Source organism: Shewanella sp. GutCb, assembly GCF_002836135.1.
Lineage (GTDB): Bacteria > Pseudomonadota > Gammaproteobacteria > Enterobacterales > Shewanellaceae > Shewanella.
Genome location: NZ_PJBL01000105.1, coordinates 20,592 through 46,437 on the forward strand (window position 1 = coordinate 20,592; position 25,846 = coordinate 46,437).

At 44.1% G+C, this 25,846-nt stretch carries 21 protein-coding genes; 11 read left to right on the forward strand and 10 right to left on the reverse strand.

Annotation, left to right across the window (positions count from 1 at the left end):
* Window positions 1-297: 297 nt before the first annotated feature.
* From aceF to ampD, 5 genes are all read right to left on the reverse strand, one after another.
* The gene (gene aceF / locus CXF86_RS20205) at window positions 298-2,244 is read right to left on the reverse strand and encodes a dihydrolipoyllysine-residue acetyltransferase (RefSeq protein WP_102039881.1); all 1,947 of its coding nucleotides are present in this window, start codon (window positions 2,242-2,244) and stop codon (window positions 298-300) included.
* 12 nt (window positions 2,245-2,256) lie between these two features.
* Window positions 2,257-4,923, reverse strand: coding sequence for a pyruvate dehydrogenase (acetyl-transferring), homodimeric type (aceE, locus tag CXF86_RS20210; RefSeq protein ID WP_102039882.1), 2,667 nt, complete (start codon window positions 4,921-4,923; stop codon window positions 2,257-2,259).
* Window positions 4,924-4,992: 69 nt separating this feature from the next.
* Window positions 4,993-5,745 (reverse strand): pyruvate dehydrogenase complex transcriptional repressor PdhR, encoded by a 753-nt coding sequence (gene pdhR / locus CXF86_RS20215; RefSeq protein WP_101090697.1) that lies wholly within the window; start codon window positions 5,743-5,745, stop codon window positions 4,993-4,995.
* 320 nt (window positions 5,746-6,065) lie between these two features.
* Complete coding sequence (gene ampE, locus CXF86_RS20220) at window positions 6,066-6,917, reverse strand: beta-lactamase regulator AmpE (protein ID WP_101090698.1); 852 nt, start codon at window positions 6,915-6,917, stop codon at window positions 6,066-6,068.
* A 93-nt stretch (window positions 6,918-7,010) separates the two neighbouring features.
* On the reverse strand, window positions 7,011-7,553 hold the full coding sequence (gene ampD, locus CXF86_RS20225; RefSeq protein ID WP_101090699.1) for a 1,6-anhydro-N-acetylmuramyl-L-alanine amidase AmpD: 543 nt from the start codon (window positions 7,551-7,553) through the stop codon (window positions 7,011-7,013).
* Between the two features lie 508 nt (window positions 7,554-8,061).
* Between ampD and nadC the strand changes: the two genes are divergently transcribed.
* From nadC to mutT, 9 genes are all read left to right on the forward strand, one after another.
* Window positions 8,062-8,946: a carboxylating nicotinate-nucleotide diphosphorylase gene (gene nadC / locus CXF86_RS20230; protein ID WP_101090700.1), complete on the forward strand. Its 885-nt coding sequence runs from the start codon at window positions 8,062-8,064 to the stop codon at window positions 8,944-8,946.
* 1,665 nt (window positions 8,947-10,611) lie between these two features.
* Window positions 10,612-11,052: a pilin gene (locus tag CXF86_RS23165; RefSeq protein WP_180961130.1), complete on the forward strand. Its 441-nt coding sequence runs from the start codon at window positions 10,612-10,614 to the stop codon at window positions 11,050-11,052.
* A 70-nt stretch (window positions 11,053-11,122) separates the two neighbouring features.
* Window positions 11,123-12,832 carry a type IV-A pilus assembly ATPase PilB gene (gene pilB, locus CXF86_RS20240; protein WP_102039883.1) on the forward strand — a complete coding sequence of 570 codons (1,710 nt, stop codon included), beginning with the start codon at window positions 11,123-11,125 and terminating at the stop codon, window positions 12,830-12,832.
* Window positions 12,833-12,922: 90 nt separating this feature from the next.
* A complete protein-coding gene (locus CXF86_RS20245; RefSeq protein ID WP_102039884.1) occupies window positions 12,923-14,191 on the forward strand; it encodes a type II secretion system F family protein in 1,269 nt (422 codons plus the stop codon).
* A gap of 58 nt (window positions 14,192-14,249) precedes the next feature.
* The gene (locus CXF86_RS20250; RefSeq protein ID WP_102039885.1) at window positions 14,250-15,161 is read left to right on the forward strand and encodes a prepilin peptidase; all 912 of its coding nucleotides are present in this window, start codon (window positions 14,250-14,252) and stop codon (window positions 15,159-15,161) included.
* A 256-nt stretch (window positions 15,162-15,417) separates the two neighbouring features.
* Window positions 15,418-16,023, forward strand: a complete 606-nt coding sequence (coaE, locus tag CXF86_RS20255) for a dephospho-CoA kinase (protein WP_102039886.1) — start codon at window positions 15,418-15,420, stop codon at window positions 16,021-16,023.
* An 8-nt stretch (window positions 16,024-16,031) separates the two neighbouring features.
* Window positions 16,032-16,766 carry a cell division protein ZapD gene (zapD, locus tag CXF86_RS20260; RefSeq protein ID WP_101090705.1) on the forward strand — a complete coding sequence of 245 codons (735 nt, stop codon included), beginning with the start codon at window positions 16,032-16,034 and terminating at the stop codon, window positions 16,764-16,766.
* Between the two features lie 51 nt (window positions 16,767-16,817).
* Entirely contained in the window at window positions 16,818-17,045 is a 228-nt protein-coding gene (yacG, locus tag CXF86_RS20265; RefSeq protein ID WP_101090706.1) for a DNA gyrase inhibitor YacG, read from the forward strand.
* A complete protein-coding gene (gene mutT / locus CXF86_RS20270; protein WP_101090707.1) occupies window positions 17,042-17,437 on the forward strand; it encodes an 8-oxo-dGTP diphosphatase MutT in 396 nt (131 codons plus the stop codon). The genes yacG and mutT overlap by 4 nt, the downstream gene beginning before the upstream one ends.
* Before the next feature lie 106 nt (window positions 17,438-17,543).
* Here the strand turns inward: mutT and CXF86_RS20275 are convergent, their stop codons facing one another.
* Both CXF86_RS20275 and CXF86_RS20280 read right to left on the reverse strand, forming a co-directional pair.
* Window positions 17,544-18,941 carry a M16 family metallopeptidase gene (locus CXF86_RS20275; RefSeq protein WP_374702346.1) on the reverse strand — a complete coding sequence of 466 codons (1,398 nt, stop codon included), beginning with the start codon at window positions 18,939-18,941 and terminating at the stop codon, window positions 17,544-17,546.
* A 77-nt stretch (window positions 18,942-19,018) separates the two neighbouring features.
* Complete coding sequence (locus tag CXF86_RS20280) at window positions 19,019-20,350, reverse strand: M16 family metallopeptidase (RefSeq protein WP_101090709.1); 1,332 nt, start codon at window positions 20,348-20,350, stop codon at window positions 19,019-19,021.
* A gap of 399 nt (window positions 20,351-20,749) precedes the next feature.
* Between CXF86_RS20280 and CXF86_RS22880 the strand changes: the two genes are divergently transcribed.
* The gene (locus CXF86_RS22880; RefSeq protein WP_157822901.1) at window positions 20,750-20,920 is read left to right on the forward strand and encodes a hypothetical protein; all 171 of its coding nucleotides are present in this window, start codon (window positions 20,750-20,752) and stop codon (window positions 20,918-20,920) included.
* Between the two features lie 27 nt (window positions 20,921-20,947).
* Here CXF86_RS22880 and CXF86_RS20285 read toward each other — a convergent pair whose 3' ends face one another.
* From CXF86_RS20285 to CXF86_RS20295, 3 genes are all read right to left on the reverse strand, one after another.
* The gene (locus CXF86_RS20285) at window positions 20,948-21,919 is read right to left on the reverse strand and encodes an eCIS core domain-containing protein (RefSeq protein ID WP_145991705.1); all 972 of its coding nucleotides are present in this window, start codon (window positions 21,917-21,919) and stop codon (window positions 20,948-20,950) included.
* A 71-nt stretch (window positions 21,920-21,990) separates the two neighbouring features.
* Window positions 21,991-22,635 (reverse strand): class I SAM-dependent methyltransferase, encoded by a 645-nt coding sequence (locus CXF86_RS20290; protein ID WP_102039888.1) that lies wholly within the window; start codon window positions 22,633-22,635, stop codon window positions 21,991-21,993.
* A gap of 155 nt (window positions 22,636-22,790) precedes the next feature.
* Complete coding sequence (locus tag CXF86_RS20295; RefSeq protein WP_257982820.1) at window positions 22,791-23,150, reverse strand: hypothetical protein; 360 nt, start codon at window positions 23,148-23,150, stop codon at window positions 22,791-22,793.
* A gap of 410 nt (window positions 23,151-23,560) precedes the next feature.
* Here CXF86_RS20295 and CXF86_RS20300 point away from each other — a divergent pair, with 410 nt between their 5' ends.
* Window positions 23,561-25,672, forward strand: a complete 2,112-nt coding sequence (locus CXF86_RS20300) for an EAL domain-containing protein (protein WP_180961131.1) — start codon at window positions 23,561-23,563, stop codon at window positions 25,670-25,672.
* Window positions 25,673-25,846 lie beyond the last annotated feature (174 nt).

Below are 25,846 nucleotides of genomic sequence, written 5' to 3' on the forward strand. Positions count from 1 at the left end.
TTAGCGATGACGCTTAGCTCGCTAAGCGAAAAGCTTACAACGCTGTAATAAAGGCATTGAAACGAACCCGAAGGGCCGCGCTTCTTGGCTATTTTTACTGCGTTACAGCCAATTTGTGGAGAATGACTAAACCGCATAGTCTTCGCCTTGCCAAAATAGCCAATAATCTGTGGCAAAAACAACCATGAAAGATCAACAGACCCTTTGTAGGTGACCGCATTTTAACCTTTGTTTGATACTGATCACAATCCTAGTCGTAATAGAAAAAAGGCTGCTCATCATGAGCAGCCTTCAACTTTACAAAATAAGCGTGCGAATATCACTGAGGACGGTTGAAAGCATGACGCTGAATCGTGCCGCCATCGCGCCATCAATAACTCGGTGATCGTAAGATAATGACAACGGCAACATTAACTTAGGTTCGAAGTCTTTACCGTTCCACTTCGGCTTTATTTCAGATTTAGACACACCTAAAATGGCCACGTCAGGGTAGTTAACGATAGGGGTAAATGCCGTACCACCAATGCCACCAAGACTTGAAATAGTGAAACAGCTACCTTGCATATCAGCAGACTTAAGCTTGCCGTCACGCGCACGGAGTGAGATGTCCATCAGCTCACGTGAAAGTTCAATAATGCCTTTCTTATCGACATCACGCACCACTGGCACCATAAGACCGTTCGGCGTATCAACCGCAACACCAATATGGAAGTACTTCTTCTTGATCAACGACTCGCCATCAGCACTTAAGCTTGAGTTAAATACTGGGAACTCAGCTAGCGCTTTAGCAACCGCTTTCATCATGAAGACTAAAGGCGTGATCTTATAATCCGCTTTCTTCTTCGCAGCAATCGCGTTTTGATCTTTACGGAATGCTTCCATTTCAGTGATATCGGCTTCATCAAACTGCGTCACATGGGGAATAGTCACCCAGTTACGATGCAAATTAGGACCGGATATTTTCTGAATACGACTTAACGGCACTTCTTCAACTTCGCCAAACTTAGCGAAATCAACTTTAGGTGCAGCAATCACGTTTAATCCGCCAGCGCCACCCGCTACAGCAGTAGCGGCAGATGCTTTAGGACGACTGAGCTCATACTTGATGAACGCTTGAACGTCTTCTTTCAGAATACGACCTTTACGACCCGTACCAGTAACCTGAGTTAAGTCAGCACCAAATTCACGTGCTAAACGGCGCACTGCAGGTGAAGCATGTACAGCACCTGTTTTAGGTTGACTACCTGCACTTGGGTGATGCGGAACGGGTGGCTTGCTTACTGCAGGAGCTGGAGCAACTGCCACTGGAGCCGGAGCCGGAGCACTTGCTGCAGGAGCAGCGGCAACTGGCGCGGTAGAAACCGCTTCAATGGTCGCAATCACGCTACCTTGAGATACCTTGTCACCGATTTTAACCGTCAGGCCAACCAGTTTACCGGCAACAGGTGCAGGCACTTCCATGGTCGCTTTGTCTGTCTCAAGCGTGATTAGACCTTGATCGAGCGTCACTTCATCGCCAATGGCAACCAGAACTTCAATCACGTCGACATCTGCTGCATCACCAATATCTGGTACTGCAATCTCTTGCACAGAGCTAACGGCAACAGTCGTGGCTACAGGAGCCTCAACCGCTGGAGCTGATGCTGCCGGAGCGGCATCACCAACTTCGAGTGTCAGTACTAAAGACCCCATCGAGACCTTGTCACCCAAGGTCACTTTAAGTGCTTTAACGATACCCGCTGAAGGTGCAGGCACCTCCATGGTCGCTTTATCTGTCTCTAAAGTAATCAAGCCGGTGTCAACATCAATCTTGTCACCAACAGCCACTAGGACTTCAATAATCTCAACATCGCTTGCATCACCGATATCAGGAACCATCACGTCAATAATTTTAGTACCACCAGCAACCGGAGTAGCAGGTGCAGCTACTGGAGCTGGAGCCGGAGCTGCAACTGCTGCAGCGACTGGCGCTGGAGCCGATACTTCAACTGCCGGTGCTGCACTTGCTGCGGTAGACATCATCGCAATCAAAGTACCTTCTGATACGGTATCGCCTACTGCCACTTTAAGCTCGCTTAATACGCCAGCAAAAGGTGCAGGAATATCCATGGTCGCTTTGTCGCTTTCAACCGTGATAATTGATTCTTCTGCTGCGAGCGTATCGCCTACAGCAACACAGATTTCGATAATCTGAACGTCATCACCACCGATATCAGGAACCAAAACTTCTTTTAATTCAGCCATTTTGTTTCCCTCTTACGCGTACTGTGGGTTGATCTTGTCAACATCGATACCATATTCTTTGATGGCTTTGGTAAGCACATCAACAGGTAGCTCGTTACGGTCAACAAGCGCTTTAAGTGAAGCAATAACGATAAACTTAGCATCAACTTCAAAATGATGACGTAGGTTCTCGCGGCTGTCACTGCGGCCGAAACCGTCGGTACCCAGCACTTTGTAATCTGTTGGGATATAAGCGCGTAGCTGCTCACCGTAAATCTTCATGTAATCTGTGGCTACAATCGCCGGCGCATCGCTAGATAACACTTCAGTGATATAAGGCACTTTTGGTGTTTCAGTTGGATGCAGCATGTTGTAACGCTCTGCCGCTTGGCCATCACGTGTTAGCTCATTGAAGCTAGTAACACTGTATACGTCAGTAGAGATACCGAAGTCTTTAGACAGTGCAATTGCCGCTTTACGCACTTGCTCTAGAATGGTGCCACTGCCCATTAACTGGACTGCGCCTTTACCGCTACCTTGAAGGGTTTCTAGCTTGTAGATACCTTTAACGATACCTTCCTCGCTGCCTTCAGGCATTGCTGGTTGCTCGTAGTTTTCGTTCATTGTAGTTAAGTAGTAGAAAACATCTTCCTGCTGCTCACCATACATACGACGAATACCGTCTTGAACTACAACCGCAATTTCATAACCGTAGGTTGGATCATAAGAGATACAGCTTGGAATCGTGTTAGCCAACACATGGCTGTGACCATCTTGATGCTGTAGACCTTCGCCGTTAAGCGTTGTACGACCCGATGTACCACCAATCATAAAGCCACGCGCACGCATATCACCTGCAGCCCAAGCCATGTCACCAATACGTTGGAAACCAAACATTGAGTAGTAGATATAGAACGGGATCATTGGCGTGTCGTTAACAGAGTAACTCGTTGCCGCAGCGACCCAAGATGACATAGCACCTAGCTCGTTAATCCCTTCTTGCAGTACTTGACCGGTTTTATCTTCACGGTAGTACGCCACTTGATCTGAATCTTGTGGGATGTACTTTTGCCCTTCGTGAGCATAGATACCTACCTGGCGGAATAGACCTTCCATACCAAAGGTACGTGCTTCATCAGGGATAATCGGTACGATTTGCTTACCAATTTTCTTGTCTTTAAGCAGTGCAGTAAGAATACGCACAAATGACATTGTGCTTGAAATTTCACGGCCGTTTGAGCCTTTAAGTACCGAATCAAAGATCTTCAATGATGGCACTTCAATCTCACCAGAGAACTTCTGACGACGTGAAGGGATAGCACCATGTAATTCTGCGCGGCGCGCTTGAAGATATTGAACTTCTTCTGAATCGGCACCTGGATGATAGAAAGGAATATCTTCTAACTGATCATCACTAATTGGGATATTGAAACGATCGCGGAAGTATTTAAGGGAATCAAGGCCCATTTTCTTCACGTTATGCGCGATGTTTTTGCCTTCACCAGCATCACCCATACCGTAACCTTTAACGGTTTTAGCAAGGATAACGGTTGGACGGCCTTTAGTATTTTTAGCGTGCTGAAGCGCAGCAAAAATCTTCACTGGATCATGGCCACCACGGTTTAGACGCCAAATGTCATCATCTGACATGTTAGCCACCATTTCAGCAGTCTCTGGGTACTTACCAAAGAAGTGCTTACGCGTATAAGCGCCACCTTTAGCTTTACAGTTCTGGTATTCACCATCAACGGTTTCTTCCATCAACTGCAATAACTTGCCGCTAGTATCACGGGCAAGTAGTGGATCCCAATAACGACCCCAAATCACTTTAACCGCTTCCCAGCCTGCGCCGCGGAATTCGCCTTCAAGTTCTTGGATGATCTTACCGTTACCACGCACAGGACCATCAAGGCGCTGTAAGTTACAGTTAACGATGAAGCAAAGGTTATCGAGCTCTTCACGTGCAGCAAGACCGATAGCACCTAATGTTTCAGGCTCATCACACTCACCATCACCTAAGAAGCAATATACCGTTTGATCAGAGCAATCTTTAATACCACGGTCAGTCAGATACTGCAGGAAACGTGCTTGATAGATAGCTTGGATAGGACCCAAACCCATAGATACCGTAGGGAACTGCCAGTAGTCAGGCATTAACTTAGGGTGTGGGTACGAAGGCAGACCTTTACCATCAACTTCCTGACGGAAGTTATTCATCTGATCTTCAGTGATACGCCCTTCAAGAAAAGAACGTGAATAGATACCAGGAGCAATATGGCCTTGGAAATAAACCAAATCGCCGCCGTCTTTTTCATTTGGACCGCGGAAGAAGTGGTTAAAACAAACGTCATAAATGGTTGCACTAGAGGCAAAGCTTGAGATGTGACCACCCAGCTCCAGATCTTTCTTAGAACCACGTAGCACCATCGCCAACGCATTCCAACGGACGATAGCGCGAATACGGCGCTCCATCTCTTGGTTGCCAGGCATATGTGGCTCTTGGCCTGAAGGAATCGTGTTCAAGTAAGCGGTCGTCGCTTTATAAGGTAGATGAGTACCATTACGACGGGCTTTATCAATCAACTTTTCTAATAAGTAGTGCGCACGTTCAGGGCCTTCTTGCTCTAATACCGCTTGCAGTGAATCTACCCATTCTTGAGTTTCTAGTGGATCTAAATCGTGTAGCATATGTTCAGACATGACGCTGTCCTTCCCTATATACATTAATAATAATGAATTATATGAATAAAGTGGTGTTTGACTTAGTCCCTAAGCACCACTTTTTAAGCGGCGCAGACTACGCTGCAACCGGCTATCTTCTTCTCTTACAGACAACATCACTTCTTCAATGTAACTTAAGTGTTCATTGGAAGCTTCTCGGGCTGCTTCAGGATCACGACGCACGATAGCAGCGAGCAAAGCTCGTCTGTGCTCGTTCGCCATAGTAGAGGCTTCTTCGCGTCGGCTTAAAAGCTCTAAGTTCTGTGCCACGTTTTTATGCAGCACAGGAGATAAACTTAAGACAAGGTGTAGCATCGCCACGTTATGAGATGCTTCGGCGACTGCACGATAAAAACGTACAATTGAATCGGCTTGCGCTTCTATCTCTTCTGCTGTTTCCACTTCTAATATGCAACGCTGGATATTTTGCATATCAGCGTCGTTACCACGAAGTGCAGCAAAATAAGCCATCATGCCTTCAGTGGCATGACGAAACTCCAGTAAGTCGTACTGACTTTCTGAATCAGAATGCATTAACTCAACGATGGGATCGGCAAGACTTTGCCATAACTGTTCTTTTACATAGGTACCGCCACCTTGGCGACGCATCAACAAGCCTTTTGCTTCTAGCTTTTGAATCGCTTCACGCAAAGAGGGGCGTGAAACCTCAAACTGCAGCGCCAATTCACGTTCAGGTGGAAGCTTCTGCCCTGGTTGAATACTGCCTTCCAGGATCATCTGTTCCAACTGACCCATGATGACGTCAGATATTTTTGGCTGGTTTATTTTGCTATAAGCCATATGGCCTCAGCTCCTATTGTAAATTGGTCTTACCAATTTCATTAACTGAGCGCACTTTATCAAATCACACTTTATATGTCTAGTTAGTGATCTGCATCATATTCATGCGCGATGTGTGAGCATAGCTGATTTTTTTCAAGATGGGGTCAGACCAATGTTCCAATTAGCTGATTGTTGTTGAGCAACGCGTCAAACCGTGGTTCATTAACGCCTCACGGAAACATCCGCAATGATATAAGGGTCCCGAATAAAAAGAGGGCTACCGTTATATAGCAAGCCCTCTTATCCAGCACATTTTAGTCTACGAGTTGCTATCGTATTTAACTCACGACACCAAAAATAGTCATCAGCGATAATACGGTAATAAGCAGTATGAAATTACGCTTACTGAGCTGTAAAAGTGCAATGGTCGATTGCACGCAAACGGGGGCTGAAGAGGATTCTGGCAACGTTTCCGCTTTGGTAGCCACTTTAGTAATAATGTCTCTGGCAGCCGTTTTAGGGTTAAAGGCCAGGCTAATCCAAGATGAAATAGCCAGTCTAAAGTGACCACTAAGTACATAACCAAATGCAAAGATGCGACTTGGAAGCCAATCTAGAATAAATAACAGCGTATCAACCAAGGGTAATTCAAGATCGCGATTACGATTCTCTTCACTGTAAAAGCGCACAGTACAATACAGTACTGAACCCACCGGGCCGAGCAGAATAAGATACAAAGCAATGGCACCGTAATAACGGTAGTTTATCCAAGCCACGCTCTGGCCGACACGTTCACCAAGATCTTGCTCACTGACGGACTCGAGACACGTACTCGAATCCAGCTCTGCAGCATAGTTAAAACAGGCCTGCGAATCACCACGACAAGCCGCTTGAATATAGCGTTTAAACGCTTGTCTTTGCTGGTTATGACTAAAGCATAACACTGCAATTGCCACCCACAGCACTAAGCTAATCGCGCCCCAGAACATTCCGGATATAAACCAAGAGATGATGTTGATTGATAAAGCTGGTAACAGCAGCGCCAGTGCCATCATAAAGGTTGAGCGAACTTGTTTATCACCAAACAGGGTTTGATGGTATTTAGACAAGATCACATCAAACTGCAAAGCGTCTGGTAACAAGCGCATGCGTTCAACAAAAATTGCGATTAATAATGAAAATAAAGCCATAGATTTTCCACCCTCGATTGCCTAACCTAAAAAGTGTGACCATTTACCGTCAAAGCAGTGCTAGAAACGCTGCTAAAACAGTTATAAAAAGTGCTAAAGCAACCCTTTAAAACGCTGCCAATCAAAACTGTCACCGGGGTCTGTTTTCCGCCCGGGTGCAATATCGCAATGCCCGACAATGCTGTCAGGCGTTAAATTAGGATAATACTCAATAAGGCTGTGAGCTAGCTGTGCCAAACACACATATTGCTTATCGGTATAATCAATATCGTCTGTGCCTTCAAGCTCAATGCCGATGGCAAAATCATTGCAGCCCGTCCGCCCGTCATATTGAGACACACCAGCATGCCAAGCTCTGTCATCACACGACACATATTGCACTAGCTCGCCGTCACGCCGGATCAAAAAGTGCGCCGACACTTGTAGCCCGTTCAAATCATTAAAACCACTCTGTGCACTCACATCTAAACAGCCTTGAAAAAGCTGGTCGATATAAGGCAAACCAAAATGACCTGCTGGTAAGCTTATATTATGCACCACTAATAAGCTGACCTCATTTAGCGGCCGCGCGTTAAAATGTGGCGATAAACACAAGCGCGCCTGCGTAAACCAACCATCAATAAGAGAATAACGCAAAGACACCCCGATTAACCGACGTAGATAATGCACACTTTATCAGGTTTATCCCTATGAATATAGCAGCTAACCTAATCGTAGCGGTCAATCTTTCGGGCTGTTTTTTGAGTTAATAAATTGAGCTAAGCTGTTGTTAAAATTCAAAGCTTTAATGTAATACATCTAGGCTTAGCCACATCAATAATAGCCGCTCTAGTCAGCCCAGTGTTAGCGCTTTCACGCTGTTAAAGTTGATGACTGTAGACCCGCTAAACGACTCAGCCTTACTAAAACGGCAAACCAAACAGTGGTAAACGGTCGTATAAAACGGTGCTTAAACCACCGCGATGAAACTAGCACCAGAAAATAACGCCATGAAAAAGCGTCCCCAATAAGTAGCATAAAAAATGTATTCATCTAAAACATTCAAACAATATTGCTAGGCTATATCACAAGGCTTTATGTTAAGATTACAGATATAAAATACACTTATTCCATTGCTACATTTAGTCAGTAAGGACAGCCTAAGATGCTTGAAAATGACATCCGACTCTCAGTCAAAGCCGCACTAGACGAAGATTTAGGCCATCAAGATGACCACTCCAATCTATCTTTATCACAACGTTTCGATGCCGATATTACCGCACAGCTCATCCCAGCAGACAAAATAGCCCAAGCCACGCTAATAACGCGTGAAGAGGGTGTTTTTTGTGGTAAAGCATGGGCCGAGCAAGTATTTAATCAACTCGGTGGTAATGTCGCCCTGCACTGGCATGTGGACGATGGCGATTTAGTGGTGCCAAACCAACTATTATGTGAGCTAGAAGGGCCAGCACGCGCTATTTTGACCGGTGAGCGCACCGCGATGAACTTTATTCAAACGCTTTCTGGTGTTGCCACATTAACTAAGCATTATGTCGATCGTCTATCGGGGACGCATACGCACCTATTAGATACTCGCAAAACGATTCCAGGGCTCAGAACCGCGCAAAAATATGCAGTCACTTGTGGTGGCGGTAAAAACCATCGTATTGGGCTATTTGATGCGTTCTTAATTAAAGAAAACCACATCATGGCCTGTGGCAGTATCGCCTTAGCGATTGCTGCTGCTCGAGCGTTACATGCTAATAAGCCGGTCGAAGTGGAAGTTGAGAGTATCAATGAGCTAACTCAAGCATTAGACGCAGAGTCAGATATCGTCATGCTCGATAATTTTGATGTCACCATGATGTTAGAAGCGGTAGAGCTCAACAATGATTACAAAGCCAAAGGCATGGGCGTAAAGCTTGAAGTCTCTGGCGATGTGACACTCAATACCATTAGCGACTTTGCCAAAACCGGTGTCGACTATATTTCCGTCGGGGCCCTCACCAAACACGTGCGCGCGTTGGATCTGTCCTTAAGGCTTAAATAGTACTGACATGGCATTGATATAGTGTTGATATAGTATTTATTGAGCACTCAATATAAAGAAGGTCCTAGCGACTCATCGCTGAGACCTTTTTGCTTTCCCCCCAACCTCACTTTTCACTCGACTCAAGCAAGACTCAAGCAGTTAAGCGTAACCGCTGAGTTAAAGCATTATTTCATTTTTCAATTAAACAGCTCAATAAACAACCTAATTAAAAGCACAAATCAATAGACCAAAGCTGAACCGTATTGAACTGATTTTTTGATTACTAATGTTCTAATGACTATCTTCCTAATGACTAATTATTTGATGAATAATTAGTCAAGATTAAAATAGCCTTAGAATAACAATGACCCATTTAGCGGAATTATTAAACAATCGAAATCAGTTGCTGGTGTAAAGTGACTATAATTGGACAAGCATCAATACCGCATAAATAATAAGCGCTCTATGGTTTGTTGTTTATTATTTGTGCTTTCATGCCTACTCCAGCTAGGTGATAAAACATAGAACCGCTTTTAATAGCATCAGCAGCTAATAGCATCAGCGGCCCAATATCAAATTCGGCCGAGTGGTACCTAGGCCTCACTCGTCACATCATATAACCGCATATAGAGGATATTGTACTGAGGGTACAAGGCGTATTGGGAGCATAAATTGCTGCAGTTATTTACGGCTGAATAACCCGCAGCTCAATTTATACTGGCTAATGCAATGTACTTTGACGGCCCTTTATGTTGCGAAAAAGTAAACAAAAAGATCGCGATTTTATATAAAAACAGCCTGAGCAGATTCACTTGCTGGGTTAACGTCAGATGTCGAAAATACGACATCTATTGCAGTATTAAAACCACAAACAGCCCGCATAGCTTCAGCGCGCTCTAAATTACCTCAGCCTATTCCATGCGTCGTAAAAATGACGTTTTGTCATAATTCGTCAATAACCCTACGACTGCCAATATACTGTTATCACTTTTTAGTAGCAAAAACGCAACTTATAGATTAATTATCCGTTATATTGCAACTTTGTCGTCATTACCTATTCCAATTACATTAACTTTGTACTAACTTTGCCTATAGACAAACTGGCAGCTACACCAGCGTGTTATTTGTTTGCTATTAACTGCTATCGAGTACGGTAAAACGTGCTTTATCTCAAGTGGCTATATAACGCTGAAGTTATTCTTGGCGATATCAACAAATGAGAATGCTCAATGCACCATCAAGTAAGTAGCATATTGCATCAGCCGAGTAGATTGAATTAGTGCTTTAGGTTCAACAAAAGAGAGCCCCAAAATATCGCGCAGATACGTTGGGACTAACTTTTCGGACAACTTGAAAACTGACATAGATGAAGTCACCAAAAGCGGCTTTATTCATGTAGTAGCTAAAAGGAATGAGTCAGTAAAAAGTTCGAAATAAAGAGTAATAAGAATTAATAACAAGATAGACACTGACACCTTAGGTCGCGCTATCAGCCAACATCGGTATATAGGTCTTTTTTAAAAACCTCAACCACTGGCTCATAGCTTTGGATATTGCGACACGCTAGCGCAGGAGCATCAAGCAAGGTTGAAGCGCTATTAAACTAAGCAGCTGCCATAAACCACGCAGCCTTAAAGCTTTCTAATGGAGATAGACATGAACAAGATGATGAATAGAGCAAAAATGAACAACGCTAAGGGCTTCACCCTAATTGAATTGATGATCGTTGTGGCGATTATCGGTATTTTGGCAGCAGTAGCATTGCCTGCCTATAAAGACTACATTACTTCTTCAAGCGGTGGTGCAGCAATGAAAGGAGTTAGCTCACTTACATCCACAGCATCAGCTTGTGTAACTTCAGGAATTAATTGTGCAACTGTTACTAAAAATGTAGCAGCAGTTACAGGAACGGCAGTAACCGTTGAAGAAGGTAAGACAGCTACCATTAGTATGTCAAACGACAAATGCACAGTTAACGGTATCGTAGCTATCGATGGCAGTGTTACTTATACAGCTGTAAGTAAATCAGGCACCGGTGATGATAATACTCTTTGTCAAGAAGGTTCTGGCGCTGATGCACCAGCAGGCGCAGATGCAGGCGCAGGCGCAGGCGCAGATGCTTAAACTTTAGTAATTATGGGTGAAGCGATATTGCTTCACCCAATTTCTACAATAATCAATTTATGAGTTGAAAATGCCGACTACAGGCTTACACTTAGGTCTATCCACTCTTTTCCTTCGTAAAAATCTGCTGTCAGAAGAGCAGATAGCAGCAGCTATAACAAAATCACGTCAAACAAAGCAATCTCTTGTCTCAGCAGTTATTTCCGAAAAATTAATTTCAGCTCGCACCATAGCTGAATTGTGTTATGAAGAGTATGCCACTCCGCTACTCGATCTTAACGAATTTGATATTGCTACCATTCCCGATGAATTTCTCAATAAAAAGCTGATAGAAAAGCACAAATGTTTGCCGCTGTTTAAGCGCGGTAATCGCCTCTATATCGCTACCTCTGATCCGACTAATATTGCCGCACTGGAAGATTTTCAGTTCAGTGCGGGTCTGCACGCTGAAGCGATATTAGTTGAAGATGATAAGCTGATGAAAGCGCTTGAGAAGGTGCTTGAAGAGGATATCAGTGCTCTCGATCTCGATGGTATCGATGAAGAAGCCCTTGCAGGAATCGAGGTTGCCGATACCAATCAGCGCGATGAAGAGCAAACTGGGAATGGTAAAGATGACGCACCGATTGTTATCTATATTAATAAAATTCTCACTGACGCAATACGTAAAGGCGCATCGGACTTACATTTTGAACCTTATGAGAAGCGTTACCGCATCCGTTTTCGTATTGATGGCATTTTAAAAGAGGTCTCTGAGCCGCCAGTCAACTTGTCAGGCCGTATATCGGCACGTTTAAAGGTGATGTCCAAACTTGATATTGCGGAGCGTCGCGTACCACAAGATGGCCGCATCAAGATGAAGATGTCGCGCACTAAATCGATTGATTTTCGCGTCAGCACCTTGCCCACTATTTGGGGCGAAAAGATCGTAATGCGCATCTTGGACTCCTCTTCGGCTCAATTGGGTATCGAAAAACTCGGTTACGAAGATGACCAAAGATTGATGTATGAAGAGATGCTCAGCAAGCCGCAAGGGATGATCTTGGTGACCGGCCCGACAGGTTCCGGTAAAACGGTCTCCCTGTATACTGGGCTCAATATTCTTAACACCGAAGAGCGTAATATCTCTACCGTCGAAGATCCAGTAGAGATAAACCTCGAAGGCGTTAACCAAGTTCATATTAATTTAAAGGCGGGGCTCACTTTTGCCTCGGCGCTACGCTCATTTTTACGTCAAGATCCCGATGTGGTAATGGTCGGAGAAATTCGCGATCTAGAAACCGCCGAAATCGCCATTAAAGCCGCACAAACCGGTCATTTGGTATTATCGACCTTGCACACAAATTCCGCGGCAGAGACCCTCACCCGCTTGATCAATATGGGCGTGGCAGGTTATAACATTGCCAGCTCGGTTAATTTAATTATTGCCCAACGTCTATCAAGACGCTTATGCCCAGTATGTAAAACACCCGAGATGATTCCCGAGGATGAGCTGCTCAAACTTGGTTTTAGCCAGCAACAGATAGAAGAGGGCATTACCCCACATAAACCCGTCGGCTGCGAGCTTTGCTCTGGCGGCTATAAGGGCCGCGTCGGTATTTATGAAGTGATGAAAATGTCCGATGAAATTGCCCGCACCATCATGGAAGGCGGTAATTCACTGCAAATTCTCAAACAAGCCAAATCACAAGGGATGCGCGACTTGCGCGATTCCGGTTTGTTAAAAGTGATTCAAGGCGTAACCAGCATTGCAGAGATCAACCGCGTCACCAGTTTCTAAGCTTTTTATTTCTAAGCATTATTTTTTGAGATTTTATACAAGTTGACCAAAGCCAATAATAACACTAACTAAAGAGCATCAAGGGCCCCTATGGCTATTGCAAGCAAACAATCTAAGCAAATTAGAGATAGAAAAAAAAAGCAAAAAAGCCAACCCAAGGTCGTCACTTATACATGGGCAGGCGTCAGCCGTGATGGCCGCCGCACCAGTGGTGAACTGCGTGGAACTTCTAGCGCAGAGATTCGCGCCCAGCTAAAAGCCCAAGGTGTTATCCCCAAAGCGGTGCGTAAAAAATCGGCGCCGTTGTTCAATTTTGAAAAAAAAATAGTGCCCATGGATATCGCCATGATCACCCGCCAAATAGCCACCATGCTCGCCGCCGGTGTACCGATTGTGACTACCTTGGAACTGCTTGGCAAAGGCCATGAAAAGCCTAAAGTGCGCGAGCTGTTGACCACTATCATCAATGACGTACAATCGGGCATTCCGCTGTCTGACTCGCTCAGACCACATAGGCTTTACTTTGACGACCTGTATGTCGATTTAGTCGCCGCCGGTGAGCACTCTGGAGCATTGGAAACGGTATTTGATCGCATCGCCACTTATAGAGAAAAATCCGAAGCGCTAAAGTCGAAAATAAAAAAGGCCATGTTCTATCCCGCGGCGGTAGTTATCGTTGCCATACTGGTAACGTCTTTGCTTTTGCTATTTGTCGTACCACAATTTGAATCGATTTTTCAGGGCTTCGGTGCTGAACTGCCCGCTTTCACCCAATTTGTTTTAGGTATTTCTCGAGGTTTACAAAACTCCTGGTACTTCTTCGCTCTATCGATCATGATCGGTATTTTTCTCTTCAAGCGAGCTCATAATAACTCTCAGCACTTTAGAAACCAGATTGATGCTTTGCTATTAAAAATACCACTCATTGGAACTATTTTACACAAAGGCGCGATGGCAAAATTTGCTCGCACCCTTGCCACCACCTTCGCTGCGGGTGTGCCATTAATCGATGGTTTAGAATCTGCTGCCGGCGCTTCTGGTAATGCGGTGTATAAAAAAGCGGTACTTGATATTCGCACCGAAGTGATGTCGGGGATGCAGATGAATGTGGCGATGCGCACCACTGGGCTGTTTCCGGACATGATGATCCAGATGGTAATGATTGGTGAGGAATCAGGTTCGCTAGATAATATGCTCAATAAAGTCGCCAATATCTATGAGATGCAGGTCGATGATGCCGTCGATGGCTTATCAAGCCTGATAGAACCGATTATGATGGTAGTGATTGGTACCGTAGTGGGTGGACTGATTGTCGCCATGTATTTGCCCATTTTCCAAATGGGTAAGATTGTTAGCTAGCTACATGTGTAGCGTCATTGAATTAAAGCATTCACACATAACAACATAAAGAAAAATAATGACTGAATTAATAACTGTTTTTAACCAGCACCCTTGGTTATTTGTTGCGCTTAGCTTTGTATTTGCCGCCGTTATCGGCAGCTTTTTGAACGTGGTGATCCATCGATTGCCGGTGATGATGAAACGAGACTGGCAACAGGAGTGTAATCATTACCTAGCCGAATATAAGAAATCAGTATTTGAACAGAACGAAAAAGCCCTCAACGCGCCTATTGATGCTTTTCCAGAAAAGTATAACTTGGTGGTGCCGGGCTCTGCTTGCCCAAAGTGCAAAACCAATATTAAGCCAATGCATAACTTGCCCATACTCGGCTGGCTGTCATTAAGGGGCAAATGCGCGGCTTGCAGTAATCCCATATCGGCACGTTATCCGATTGTTGAACTGCTCACTGGCGGTTTAGTCGCCTTTCTTGCTTGGCATTTCGGCCCAACACCTGAATTTGTATTTACCAGCATACTGACCTTTGCACTTGTGGTTCTCACCGGTATCGACCTTGATGAAATGCTGCTGCCAGATCAAATCACGCTGCCACTATTATGGCTAGGCCTGATCTTAAACTTGAGCGGAACGTTTGTACCAATGTCAGATGCCATTATTGGTGCCGCCGCAGGGTATTTGAGCCTCTGGAGTGTGTTCTGGGGCTTTAAGTTGCTCACTGGTAAGGATGGTATGGGTTACGGCGACTTTAAGCTGTTAGCCGTGTTTGGCGCATGGTTTGGATGGCAAGTATTACCATTGGTGATATTGCTTTCGTCATTAGTCGGCGCCATTGTTGGCATTACCATGATTGCGTTTAAAAAGCTTAACCAAGGCACCCCGATCCCCTTCGGGCCCTACATTGCTGTCGCAGGCTGGATTGCAATGATATGGGGAGAGTCTATTACCCAATGGTACATATCAACGTTATAAGGCTTCTAGGTTCTAGCAAAGACGGTAAAATCTTAGGCGAACGGCCTAGGGCACGTGACTTCGTCACTACGGAACGCTTCGCTTACGGTGAAAACTAGAAAAGAGAAAAGCGACGGCATAAAATCAACATCAAAAACCAAAGGGTGTTTTCTGTTGATTTCCTAGCAGGACGTAGTCCGTCCTAGCAGTGAGCAGGCGAACGTCCTAGTACCTAGGACCTTATCAACCTACAAAATCCAATAGTGAGATAGCTAAAATGGCTGATTATATCGTAGGGCTAACGGGAGGGATCGGCAGCGGTAAAACCACGGTGGCGAACCTGTTTGCGGACCTTGGCGTCACCTTAGTGGATGCCGATATTGTAGCGCGAGAAGTGGTCAGTATCGACTCTGAAGGACTCAATGCAATTGTGAGCCATTTTGGCGACAGTATCTTGCTCAGCGATGGTAATTTAGACCGCTCCAAGCTAAGAGAGCGTATCTTTAATCACAATGACGAACGCTTATGGTTGAATGGCTTATTGCACCCGTTGATCCGAAAAACCATGCTGGAAAAATGTAAAGAAGCACAATCAAATTATGTAATTATGGTTGTTCCCTTGCTATTTGAGAACGGGTTAGATAGGTTAGTGCATCGTACACTTTTGGTGGATATTTCACCGGAGCTACAACAGCAGAGAACCATTGCGCGAGATGCGGTGTCTGCTAAACAAGTAAAAAATATAATAGGCAGCCAGGCCACTAGAGCCGAGAAACTGTCACAAGCTGATGATGTCATAGACAATCATGGAGAGGTATCAGCGTTAAAGTGCAAGGTAAATGCACTAAACACACTTTATTTAAAATTATCAAGTAGTGCTTAAATAACGCCATGACTGATTTGATCTATGAACAACCGCTCAACGAAAAAATACGCCGCTATTTACGGTTAGAGTATTTGGCTGAACAATTGCAGGCCAACTTAGATCATGACCACCAGCACCGCTGCTTCTATCCTCTATTCTCACTATGTGAACTCACCGAGCGCTGCGATTATCGTGGTGAAGTGCTTAAAGACTTAGACAGGCAGCTTTTTGCGTTGTCTAAATGGCAATCTCTACCCACTATTGATAACGCAGAGGTCGAAACGTATATCGACAAACTCAGTGTAGCGCGAGAGATTTTACAAGTTTCGCAGCGCACCGGTATGCAGTTAAAGCAGGATCGCTTTCTTTCAGCACTTAGACAACGCTTTAACATGCCTGGTGCAAGCTGTAACTTTGACCTGCCGCAACTGCATTTTTGGCTGGCTAAACCTTGGGAAACTCGTCAGGCTGAGTATCAAGAATGGATGAGCCAGTTTGCTTGCCTTCTATCACCGATTAAGTTGCTACTCGACTTAACACGACAATCAACCGAGTATACAGAGCACCAAGCGGTGGCTGGGTTTTATCAAGGCAACAGCGACCAGGCGTTATCGCTGATCAGAGTTAAGCTTGCTGCCGAACAAGGCTGCTACCCTACGATTAGCGGTCATAAAAACCGTTATGCAATCCATTTTGTGCAATTTGATAAACAAAAGCATTCAGATCAATCCTTTCAGTTTCAGATGGCAACCTGTCCTTAAAAGCGATAAAATCGTGGCACCCTCATTTTTGAAGCACTAGCTAATTAAATTATGCCTCTTACTGTAAAATGCCCGACCTGCCAAGCAGAAGTCACTTGGGACAACAATGCTAAATTTAAGCCTTTCTGCAGTGACCGCTGCAAGCTGATTGATCTCGGAGATTGGGCGTCAGAGAAGCACGCGATCCCTGTTAAGCCTGAATTTGATCCCGAGATGCTCGATCAGCTCGGCTACGATGATGCGGACTTCTTTCTCAACGACGATGACAATAAGCAATGAGTAAACAAATTCACGTCGCGGTAGGGGTGATTGAAAACAACGCCAAGCAAATTTTGTTGGCTAAACGTCACGCACACCTACATCAAGGCGGAAAATGGGAGTTTCCAGGCGGTAAGGTAGAGTCTGGTGAAACCACTTCTCAAGCGCTCATAAGAGAGCTTAAAGAGGAGGTCGACCTCAGTGTATCAAGCACTACGCCTATGATGGAGATCCATCATGATTACGGTGATAAAAAAGTCATGCTTGATATTCATTGGGTGACCGATTTTTCGGGGATTGCCAATGGCGTAGAAGGCCAAGAGGTGCAGTGGGTCGCTAAGAAAGATTTAGCCTCGTTTGAGTTCCCCGCAGCCAATAAAGCGATTGTCGATAAGATCTTAGCGACAGACTAATTATGTTTTAATCAAAAATTAAGCGTAAAAAAGCCGCGACATTCATCGCGGCTTTTCTTATTGGTAACCTAATCTAAACTCGAAATAATGAGTGTCTGATTATCGGTTAACCACCAAAACCAACATCTTTAATATCAACCTGCTTTACCGTGCCGTATTGCTTAGCAATAGGCGCTATCTTGGCGGCATTGCCAATAATAACAAACTGTAAGTTATCTTTAGGGAAGTAAGTATCGATTAAACGTTTTGACTCTTGCAACGTTAAGCCATCGACCTTTGCCTGAAATTCATTGATAAACGTATCATCGAAACCATAAAGATACATATCCGACATTAGCCCAGCTAACTGGCCACTGGTCTCATACTTAGGCGGAAATTGCCCTTTAACGTAAGCCTTAGCCGAATCTAACGTGGCTTGATCTAGCCCTTGCTCCCATAAGCGGTTATAGGTTTTCAAAGCCAAATCGATGGTTTCTTTAGTCGTCGCCGTCTTAGTGAAGGTACTAATTCTAAAGGTCCCCGCCGCAGAATAAGCGCTAAAGCCTGAACGGGCGCCATAGGTTAACCCTGCATTGACCCTTAACTCATCATTTAGCCATGAAGTGAAACGCCCACCCAGAATAGTATTGACCACGGTTAACCCAACAAAATCAGGATTGTCACGGCTTATACCCATGCCGCCCACCAAGAAAGTCGTTTCAACAGCATCGCCTTTATCGACTAACAACACATTGCTTGAATCAAGCTGTGGCAAGCCCTGCTTTAGGTTTAAACGAGTGACTGTCTCAGTATCCTGCCACTTAGCGAATAACTGCTGCAATTTAGCTTTCATTGCCGTTGCATCAAAATCCCCCACGACGCTAATGGCGGTATTTGATGGCTGGTAGTAACTCTTATGAAAAGCACGCAACTGTGACACATTAAGCTCTGCTAGCGAACGACTGTTACCTGACGTGGCATTACCATAAGGGTGGTCAGCAAAAATTAATTTGTCGTAATAACGGCTGATTACAGCGCGAGGACTCTCTTTAGATTGCCCTAATCCGGCGATATCTCTTTGACGCAGCTTATCAAACTCTGTCGCGTCAAAATCTGGTGATAACAGGATACTTTGGATCAAAGGCAGCATGATATCAGCATCTTTTGCCATAAAGTCAGCACTGAGATAGCTGCCCTCTTTACCCGCACCACTTGAAAGGCTGGCGCCTAAGAAGTCGATCTCTTGTTCTATTTCCAGCTTCGTTTTACCCGCAGCGCCCAACATCAAACTCGCTGCTGTAACCTGCGCGACGCCCGATGTAGTGTCGTTCACCGCACCAGCACGGATAGTCGCATTCACAGTTATTAACGGCACTTCTGTTTGCGGCATAAGATAGATAGTCAGGCCATTATCAAGCGTCATTTGCTGATAGGCAGGCATACTAAAACTGCCAGTATCTACAGTGGTGGCTTTCATGTCTGTTGCTGCGCAACCTGTAAGTGCCATAACACTTGCAATGGTCATTGCACTCACAACTTGTTTTGTTTTCGCCACATTGGGCAACCATACCAAAGTACGTGCTCGTGCTGTCGTTAGTGTTTTCATTCGTCAGTCTCCTCAATAGCAGCCAGCACAGCAACGGTTCTATTCGAACGTTTAAGGTAAGTTTGCGCCACACGTTGAATATCAGCAGGCGTTACCTTGTTATAGGCTTGCGGTGCATTGAACAGCTTATCGTAGCTACCAAAGAACAGTTCATACGTCCCTATTGTATTAGCCTTACCATTAATGGTTTCCATCGCTTGATAAAAGCCCATTAACTTAATGTTTTTAACCTTCTCAAGCTCATTTTCAGTCACACCTTCACGCGCAACGCGATTGATCTCAGCAATCATGCCTTTTTCAAGTTCAGTTGCTGTCACGCCAGGATTGGCGACGCCCATCACATAAAATAGGTTGGCATCGAAAGACATTGGCATGTAGGTTTCAACTTCAATCGCGACTTGCTTATCGACCAAGCCTTGATACATGCGTGAACTATTACCGGTCGTTAAAATAGAAGACAACAGATCTAGTGCGTAATAATCAGCATTTGAAGTCGAAGGCACGTGGTAGCCCAACATCACATTGGGTGTACTCACCGAAGCTTTTTGAACATAGACACGACGTTCACCCTTTTGCAGCGGTTCCACCGTTTTAACTTCTCTTGGCGGGGCTTGTGCAGGAATAGGCGCTAAGTATTGATCCGCAAGACGTTTAACGTCAGCCAATTTCACATCACCCGCAATAACCACGACTGCATTATTCGGTGCATAGTATGTTTTATGGTATTGAACTAAATCATCTAAAGTCCAAGCAGCAATATCGGACTCATGACCAATCACCGACCAACTATATGGATGCGCTCTAAAGGCAGCGCCTTTAAGCTCCTCTTGCAAGTTACGCCAATTAGAGTTTTCGAGCCCGGTTAATCGCTCTGAGGCAACAACGCCTCGCTCGCTTTCAACCATGTCGGCACTAATATCGAGGTTCTCGATACGATCTGCTTCCAACTCAAAAATGGTTTCAATCGCAGTGGCGGGGAACCAATCGGTATACACCGTTAGATTCTCGGTGGTATAAGCATTGTTTGCTCCACCTGCCGCCTCCATGGTGCGGTCAAACATTTTCGGGCCGTACTTTTTCGCGCCATTGAACATCATATGCTCAAAGAAATGCGATATACCGGTAATACCCGGTACCTCGTTTCGAGATCCGACCTTCCAAAAAAGGTACATGTTGGCGTTAGGGATTGAACTGTCTTCCAACACCATTATTTTCATGCCGTTATCCAGCGTGAAACTTTGAATATCTTTGGCTTCTGTTGCCTGAGCTGCAGGTGCTGTCAATAGCATACCCACAGACACTAACAATGCCTTTGTATAGCGCTTCATTATTCGCTCCTTGTTTAAGCACTTACGTCATCGTCGCAAGCAACTAAATGACTATAAATATCAGTTTTAATTACCGATATTGACTGATATCAATCGCATTTATTATCTGGTCACTGTTAATGGCTAGAATGCACTTATACCTTGTGGTGAACGCTATAATTAAGGCACTCGTTATCGCCATTCACGTCTGGTATAAACCCATTGATTAACATTAATAAATAGACCACTTACTTAATCTGATTGGTATTATTCAGCTGACATAACAAAGCAAATCGTCGAGAAAATCAAATTAAGCCAGCTTATTATTTGTAACGCTCGGTAAATCAATCGTAACATTGGTTAATAAAAGGTAATGATCAGCGCCGCTAAAATGAAGTTTTTACACTAGGGGGCACTTTTGTGGGTGACGAGATAGAAGGCTTCGAACTTGGTCGTCAATATCTGTTGCCAGTCGACCTTGAGGGTAAAACAGGACAGATCCAATATGGGCTAATTTTAGAAACTGAACACGATGAAACAGAAAAAATGGTGCAAAAGGTTATCTTGCACCACTTATTTACAGAACCCTAAAAATCAGTAATCTATGATGACTGGCGGTTAGTTTTGCTTAAAGACCTGTTCAATTTTGAACAGGATTTTTGGTGATTTCAATTCGGTTTCTTCAATAACCAATAAAGCAAAATTGTCGGCAATAATCTCTTCGGGGTGAATAATATAATTGGTATTACGACCCACTTGGCTAAAGAAGCCCTTTAGCTCAGGCACTGCAACTATTTCAACTGCAGCGGCATCATAAGTGCTTTTGCTAGCTTCAGTATCCCGGCCAACAATGACAAATTCAAAGGTTAGATAATCAAAGAACTCACCGCCCCTTTCAAGATCATATTGCGCAACGTCAGCAAATAAAATGGGAACAACCCACACTGGCTGGTCTTTATAGTTAACTCGTATTGCAAAGTCATTGACCGGTGCGTCGGGGTTAGTGATTTTTTGCTGTGCAAGTTTGCTCGGAAAATCAATATCACCAATATAGTGGTAACCAATCGCGCGATACAATTGCTGTTTAACTTTGGGGTTAAATCGAGAATAAACATGCAACAGTTCATGCGCTAATAACCGTGGAAGCTCTTCTTCATTAGCCACTTGGCGAGCCTGTAAAATTATCGCTTGCCCACGAGTGTAAGCGGCACCGCCCTCCTCTAATCCTGTGGTCTTAATAAACTGAATCGGTTCAGGTAAATGAATATTTAAATCCACTAGCTTAGCGCTAATACTGTCAAATGCCTTAGTGAGCACTGACTGCTCTTGCTCATTCCAATCCATTGTCTGCTGCGCGACAAAAGCAAGGTAATCACTTTTTGACTGCGCATTGGGCTGCTTCATTCTGGCGTCGATATCAAACTGACTCACACGCTGAATGAAATCATCATTTTGGGTCAGCACCAGTGCAGCTTCAGTTTTATTGAGAAATGCAATTGAATAAGGCGCCTTTGCCTGCACAATGCCACTTAATAGCAGCCCAGAGACCAATACTGCGTAACCAATAACACGTGACATTCGATTTATCATATTTATTATTCCGTTAAAATCATGATGGATAAAAAGGGGAAACACTCAGCCGTTAAGTATAACGATTAACCTCAGCTATTAGCGGCTTTTGTCAAAAACACCACATCGGCACCTATCACTTCAAGCGTCCAATTAAACTTGGCCGCGATCCACTCAAATGTTTCGATTGAGTAAAAGTTGATGTGAGTTAAATCTTGCTTATAGTGCCATGTTGAAAATGCGGCTTCACTAATAACACGCTTAGTCATCACCACTAAAATGGCGCCAGGCTTAAGCAATGAGTCTAACGTTTGCAACAATGGCAGTGCATCTGCCACATGCTCAATCACTTCAGTCATAGTGACAAAGTCATACTGGCGACTAAGCAACTCAAGATCGTTAAAGTAGTACAGGTCATAATTGTGAGTTTTGAGCCCTAACTCCGCAGCCATCACACTAATGGTCGGCCCCGGACCACAGCCAAAATCTAACCCTTCTGCATCAGGCTCTACTCGCTCAAATAGCGGATTAATGGCTCGAGCAAGAAATTGTCGATAGCGTTGATCATCAGGATCATTCTGATGTTGATCGTAAATCGCTCTTTCGTCTATCACACTCAATCTAAACGCAGCCGCCACCGAGACTAAATAGCAGTTGTCACAGCGTTGATACGCCCGAACGTTATCCTGATGAAATGCGCTCAAACTTGGTTGTTGGCATAAAGGACATAAACTCAAATGACGTCTCACTACTCAGGTTAGTCTTAGCTATTATTTTGATGATAAGTACCAAGGGGCAGTTTAACTTTCATCGCATATTTGCACTCATACCGCGCTTATTTATTGCTACTGATAAGCAACAGCCACAAAAAGACTAACCTCAACATAATGAGTTAGTCCTTAATAGGTTTAGCCATTTTATGCTCTTTACTCGCCGCTTCCTTTGCCTCACGTAAGTACTTCTCTTCTCTAGATTCACGCCCTTCAAAGTGCTGCTGTGCTTTTTCATACTGCTCACTTTCCCAATCGCTTGGCTCAGCCTTCGACAACAGTTTTTCCTCTTGTTCAGCATGTAAACTGGACGCTTCGCGTGCTTTTTTCAACTGTTCTTGTTCTATTGTCAAAGAGCGCTCTTTAGCTAACTCTCCTTTTTCTGCGAGTGAAGGCTTATCAGCTGCCATGATATTACTACTGAGGCAGCACAAGACAATTGCGTATAACCATGCTGTATAAGGTCGTTTAAGTACCATCATCGAACAAGTCCTTTGATCAGTGTCAGTCAATAATTCACATTCTAACAACAGCCTGGCTCATTTATCGCTTTTTATTTGTGCCGTATGTCTAAGCTCCACAAGTTCATGGACACGCCAATTAAACCTAAAACCGACAAAGACATAGTGACGATGGCATCAAGTAACTAACGTTCAAACAATGCTATGCTTTTGTGTGAACGTTAGTTCTTAGCTAGAAGCTCCTTAACAAATAAGATTCATGCCCCATAAACTCACAAAATATAAAATTTTTGTTACAACAAGTTTGTACAAAGCGTCAAATAAAGGTATTTTTGACGCTTATGGAAAGCAGTTGCTAAACGCTAGATTTATTCACTTTTAGCCAGTGTCTGCTATTTGAATAATGTAATGAAGGAACGGGAAAAATGAGTATGCAAAAGTGGTCAGAGTTATACTCTCGTCTGAAATCTGCCACCCCTTCTCTTTCCGATCAGCTTATTCAATTTGAAATTGCTGATGTTTTACCTGCTCTGGCGATTGTACAAGACCACCGCTTTATTGGTGCCAACCCAGTCGCCCTAAGCTATTTCGAAAGCATTGAGCAAAACTTCATCCATTCCACACCCTATGATTTTTCCCCGAGGATCCAATCTTCTGGAAGAAATAGTGTCGAATATGGCCAACAACAGCTGCGTGAAGCAGCCAAAGGAAAGATCGTTTCCTTTAACTGGTTATACTTAAGTCAGCAAGGCACTGAACTCCCAACAAAAGTCACGCTTTATCCGTTTAGTCTTGATGATAATAATGTGGTATTAATCCAATTTACGCCTATGGATAGACGTGGGAAACGACGTTCACACTCAAGTAATGGCTTTGAAAATCTACCCAAAGAGTTAATGTCGATCACCTTAGAAGACAGTGCTGAAGCTGTTTATATTACTGACGAAGACAGTCACATTTTTGCGGTAAATAAGGCGATGTGCCGCATTTGCGGCTATAGCGCTGAGCACATGTTGGGTAAAACACCCAGTGAGCTTAACCTTGAGGCGATGATTAATGATGGCATTGCTCCAAATCCATTAAAAAGCAAAGGTAGCTGGCAAGGAGAGGTGTGGAAATATCGTTCCGACGGCTCAAAATTTCCTGCCTGGCAAAGTTGCAGGCGCATTTATGCTAGCAATACCGTCTATTTTGTTAACTTATTCAGCGATATCAGTGAAAAGAAGCGACTGGAAGCCAAGCTCACTCAGCAAGCAATGTACGACAAACTGACTGGCCTGCCTAATCGATTCCACCTTATTAAAATCTTGAATAAAGCCATTAATAATATCAAGCAACACAGCACAATGATTGGTGCCTTGATGTTTTTGGATCTCAATGGTTTTAAGAATATTAATGACAGTTTTGGTCATGCCACGGGTGATAAAGTCTTACAACTTGTGGCCGCAAGATTAGAAACCTGTTGTCTAGACGATGCAGAGATAGCCCGCTTAGGGGGCGATGAATTTACCTTAGTGCTGCCAAAGTGCAAAAACAAACAAGAGATAGAAGCTTTTTCAGATCTGGTACTGTCCTTGTTTGATGTCCCCTTTGAGATCGATGGTCAAAAGTTTTATTTAAGCACCAGTATCGGCATATCGTTATTTCCACAGCAAAGCGACGAGGCAAATCAATTACTCAGCATGGCTGACACAGCCATGTATTCCGCTAAGAAAAGCCCAAATCATATTCGATTCTATAATGCGGCGATCAGAGAAGCAGCAGAGAAGAAACTGCTTATACTCAATGATTTAAGGCATGCGCAAAGCCTGGGTCAATTCAGTTTGGTTTACCAACAGATTATTGACCTCGAAAACAATAATTTGATTGCTGTCGAAGCACTATTAAGATGGAAGCGCAGTAACGGCGAAATATTAGAAGCCCGTGAATTTATCCCATTACTAGAAGAAACCAACTCAATGGTGAGCGTAGGGCTATGGGCTCTAGAGCAAGCTTGCGAACAAATGAGCAAGTGGCATGCGCAGTACAATGACCAGTTGAAAATCACGGTCAATATATCCACTTCACAACTAGAACACCCAGACTTTGTGTCGATGTTAACCAAGGTTCTGCAGCAAACTCAATTACCTTCCGACAAGTTGGTGATTGAAATTGAAGAGTCAGCTTTGATCCGCAAACCCACAATGATGTCAGCAGTATTAAACGAGCTCAAACAACTTAATATCAGCATAGCCATCGACGATTTTGGCGCCGGTCTATTCTCGCTAAGTCGATTAGGCAGCTTGCCAATTGATTGTTTAAAAATCGATTCCAGTTTCGCACAGCGACTGCATGAACCTCAAGGCAAAGAGTTATGCAAAGCCATGGTGCAACTGGCTCATACATTGAATCTTTGCTATATCGCTGAAGGGGTCGAAACCGAAGCTCAAAAAGATCTATTACTGATGATGGGCAAAGGATATGGCCAAGGTTATTACTTTGGCTGGCCAGCAACGGCCGAGGTTTTTGCATCTGAGTCATTAAGCTTGCTCAAAAAAGCTTAAAATAAGTACGATTTGACTAAAAGATGGCTGCATCAATCACCTGAATAAATTCAGTGTCGCTCCCTGCAAAAGCGGTGAATGAGGCAGCCTCTTATATTCAACTAATCTAGCTGACATCTCTATTAAACCCTATCTCTTAATGAATTAGCGTGACTTGAATAGGGTTTTATTAAG

What these genes read in the sequence shown, in the direction of transcription:
- aceF (WP_102039881.1), bottom strand. Translation starts at nt 2,244, where the DNA reads ATGGCTGAATTAAAAGAAGTTTTGGTTCCTGATATCGGTGGTGATGAC.
- aceE (WP_102039882.1), bottom strand. Translation starts at nt 4,923, where the DNA reads ATGTCTGAACATATGCTACACGATTTAGATCCACTAGAAACTCAAGAA.
- pdhR (WP_101090697.1), bottom strand. Translation starts at nt 5,745, where the DNA reads ATGGCTTATAGCAAAATAAACCAGCCAAAAATATCTGACGTCATCATG.
- ampE (WP_101090698.1), bottom strand. Translation starts at nt 6,917, where the DNA reads ATGGCTTTATTTTCATTATTAATCGCAATTTTTGTTGAACGCATGCGC.
- nadC (WP_101090700.1), top strand. Translation starts at nt 8,062, where the DNA reads ATGCTTGAAAATGACATCCGACTCTCAGTCAAAGCCGCACTAGACGAA.
- CXF86_RS23165 (WP_180961130.1), top strand. Translation starts at nt 10,612, where the DNA reads ATGAACAACGCTAAGGGCTTCACCCTAATTGAATTGATGATCGTTGTG.
- pilB (WP_102039883.1), top strand. Translation starts at nt 11,123, where the DNA reads ATGCCGACTACAGGCTTACACTTAGGTCTATCCACTCTTTTCCTTCGT.
- CXF86_RS20245 (WP_102039884.1), top strand. Translation starts at nt 12,923, where the DNA reads ATGGCTATTGCAAGCAAACAATCTAAGCAAATTAGAGATAGAAAAAAA.
- CXF86_RS20250 (WP_102039885.1), top strand. Translation starts at nt 14,250, where the DNA reads ATGACTGAATTAATAACTGTTTTTAACCAGCACCCTTGGTTATTTGTT.
- coaE (WP_102039886.1), top strand. Translation starts at nt 15,418, where the DNA reads ATGGCTGATTATATCGTAGGGCTAACGGGAGGGATCGGCAGCGGTAAA.
- zapD (WP_101090705.1), top strand. Translation starts at nt 16,032, where the DNA reads ATGACTGATTTGATCTATGAACAACCGCTCAACGAAAAAATACGCCGC.
- yacG (WP_101090706.1), top strand. Translation starts at nt 16,818, where the DNA reads ATGCCTCTTACTGTAAAATGCCCGACCTGCCAAGCAGAAGTCACTTGG.
- mutT (WP_101090707.1), top strand. Translation starts at nt 17,042, where the DNA reads ATGAGTAAACAAATTCACGTCGCGGTAGGGGTGATTGAAAACAACGCC.
- CXF86_RS20275 (WP_374702346.1), bottom strand. Translation starts at nt 18,941, where the DNA reads ATGACCATTGCAAGTGTTATGGCACTTACAGGTTGCGCAGCAACAGAC.
- CXF86_RS20280 (WP_101090709.1), bottom strand. Translation starts at nt 20,350, where the DNA reads ATGAAGCGCTATACAAAGGCATTGTTAGTGTCTGTGGGTATGCTATTG.
- CXF86_RS20285 (WP_145991705.1), bottom strand. Translation starts at nt 21,919, where the DNA reads ATGATAAATCGAATGTCACGTGTTATTGGTTACGCAGTATTGGTCTCT.
- CXF86_RS20295 (WP_257982820.1), bottom strand. Translation starts at nt 23,150, where the DNA reads ATGATGGTACTTAAACGACCTTATACAGCATGGTTATACGCAATTGTC.
- CXF86_RS20300 (WP_180961131.1), top strand. Translation starts at nt 23,561, where the DNA reads ATGCAAAAGTGGTCAGAGTTATACTCTCGTCTGAAATCTGCCACCCCT.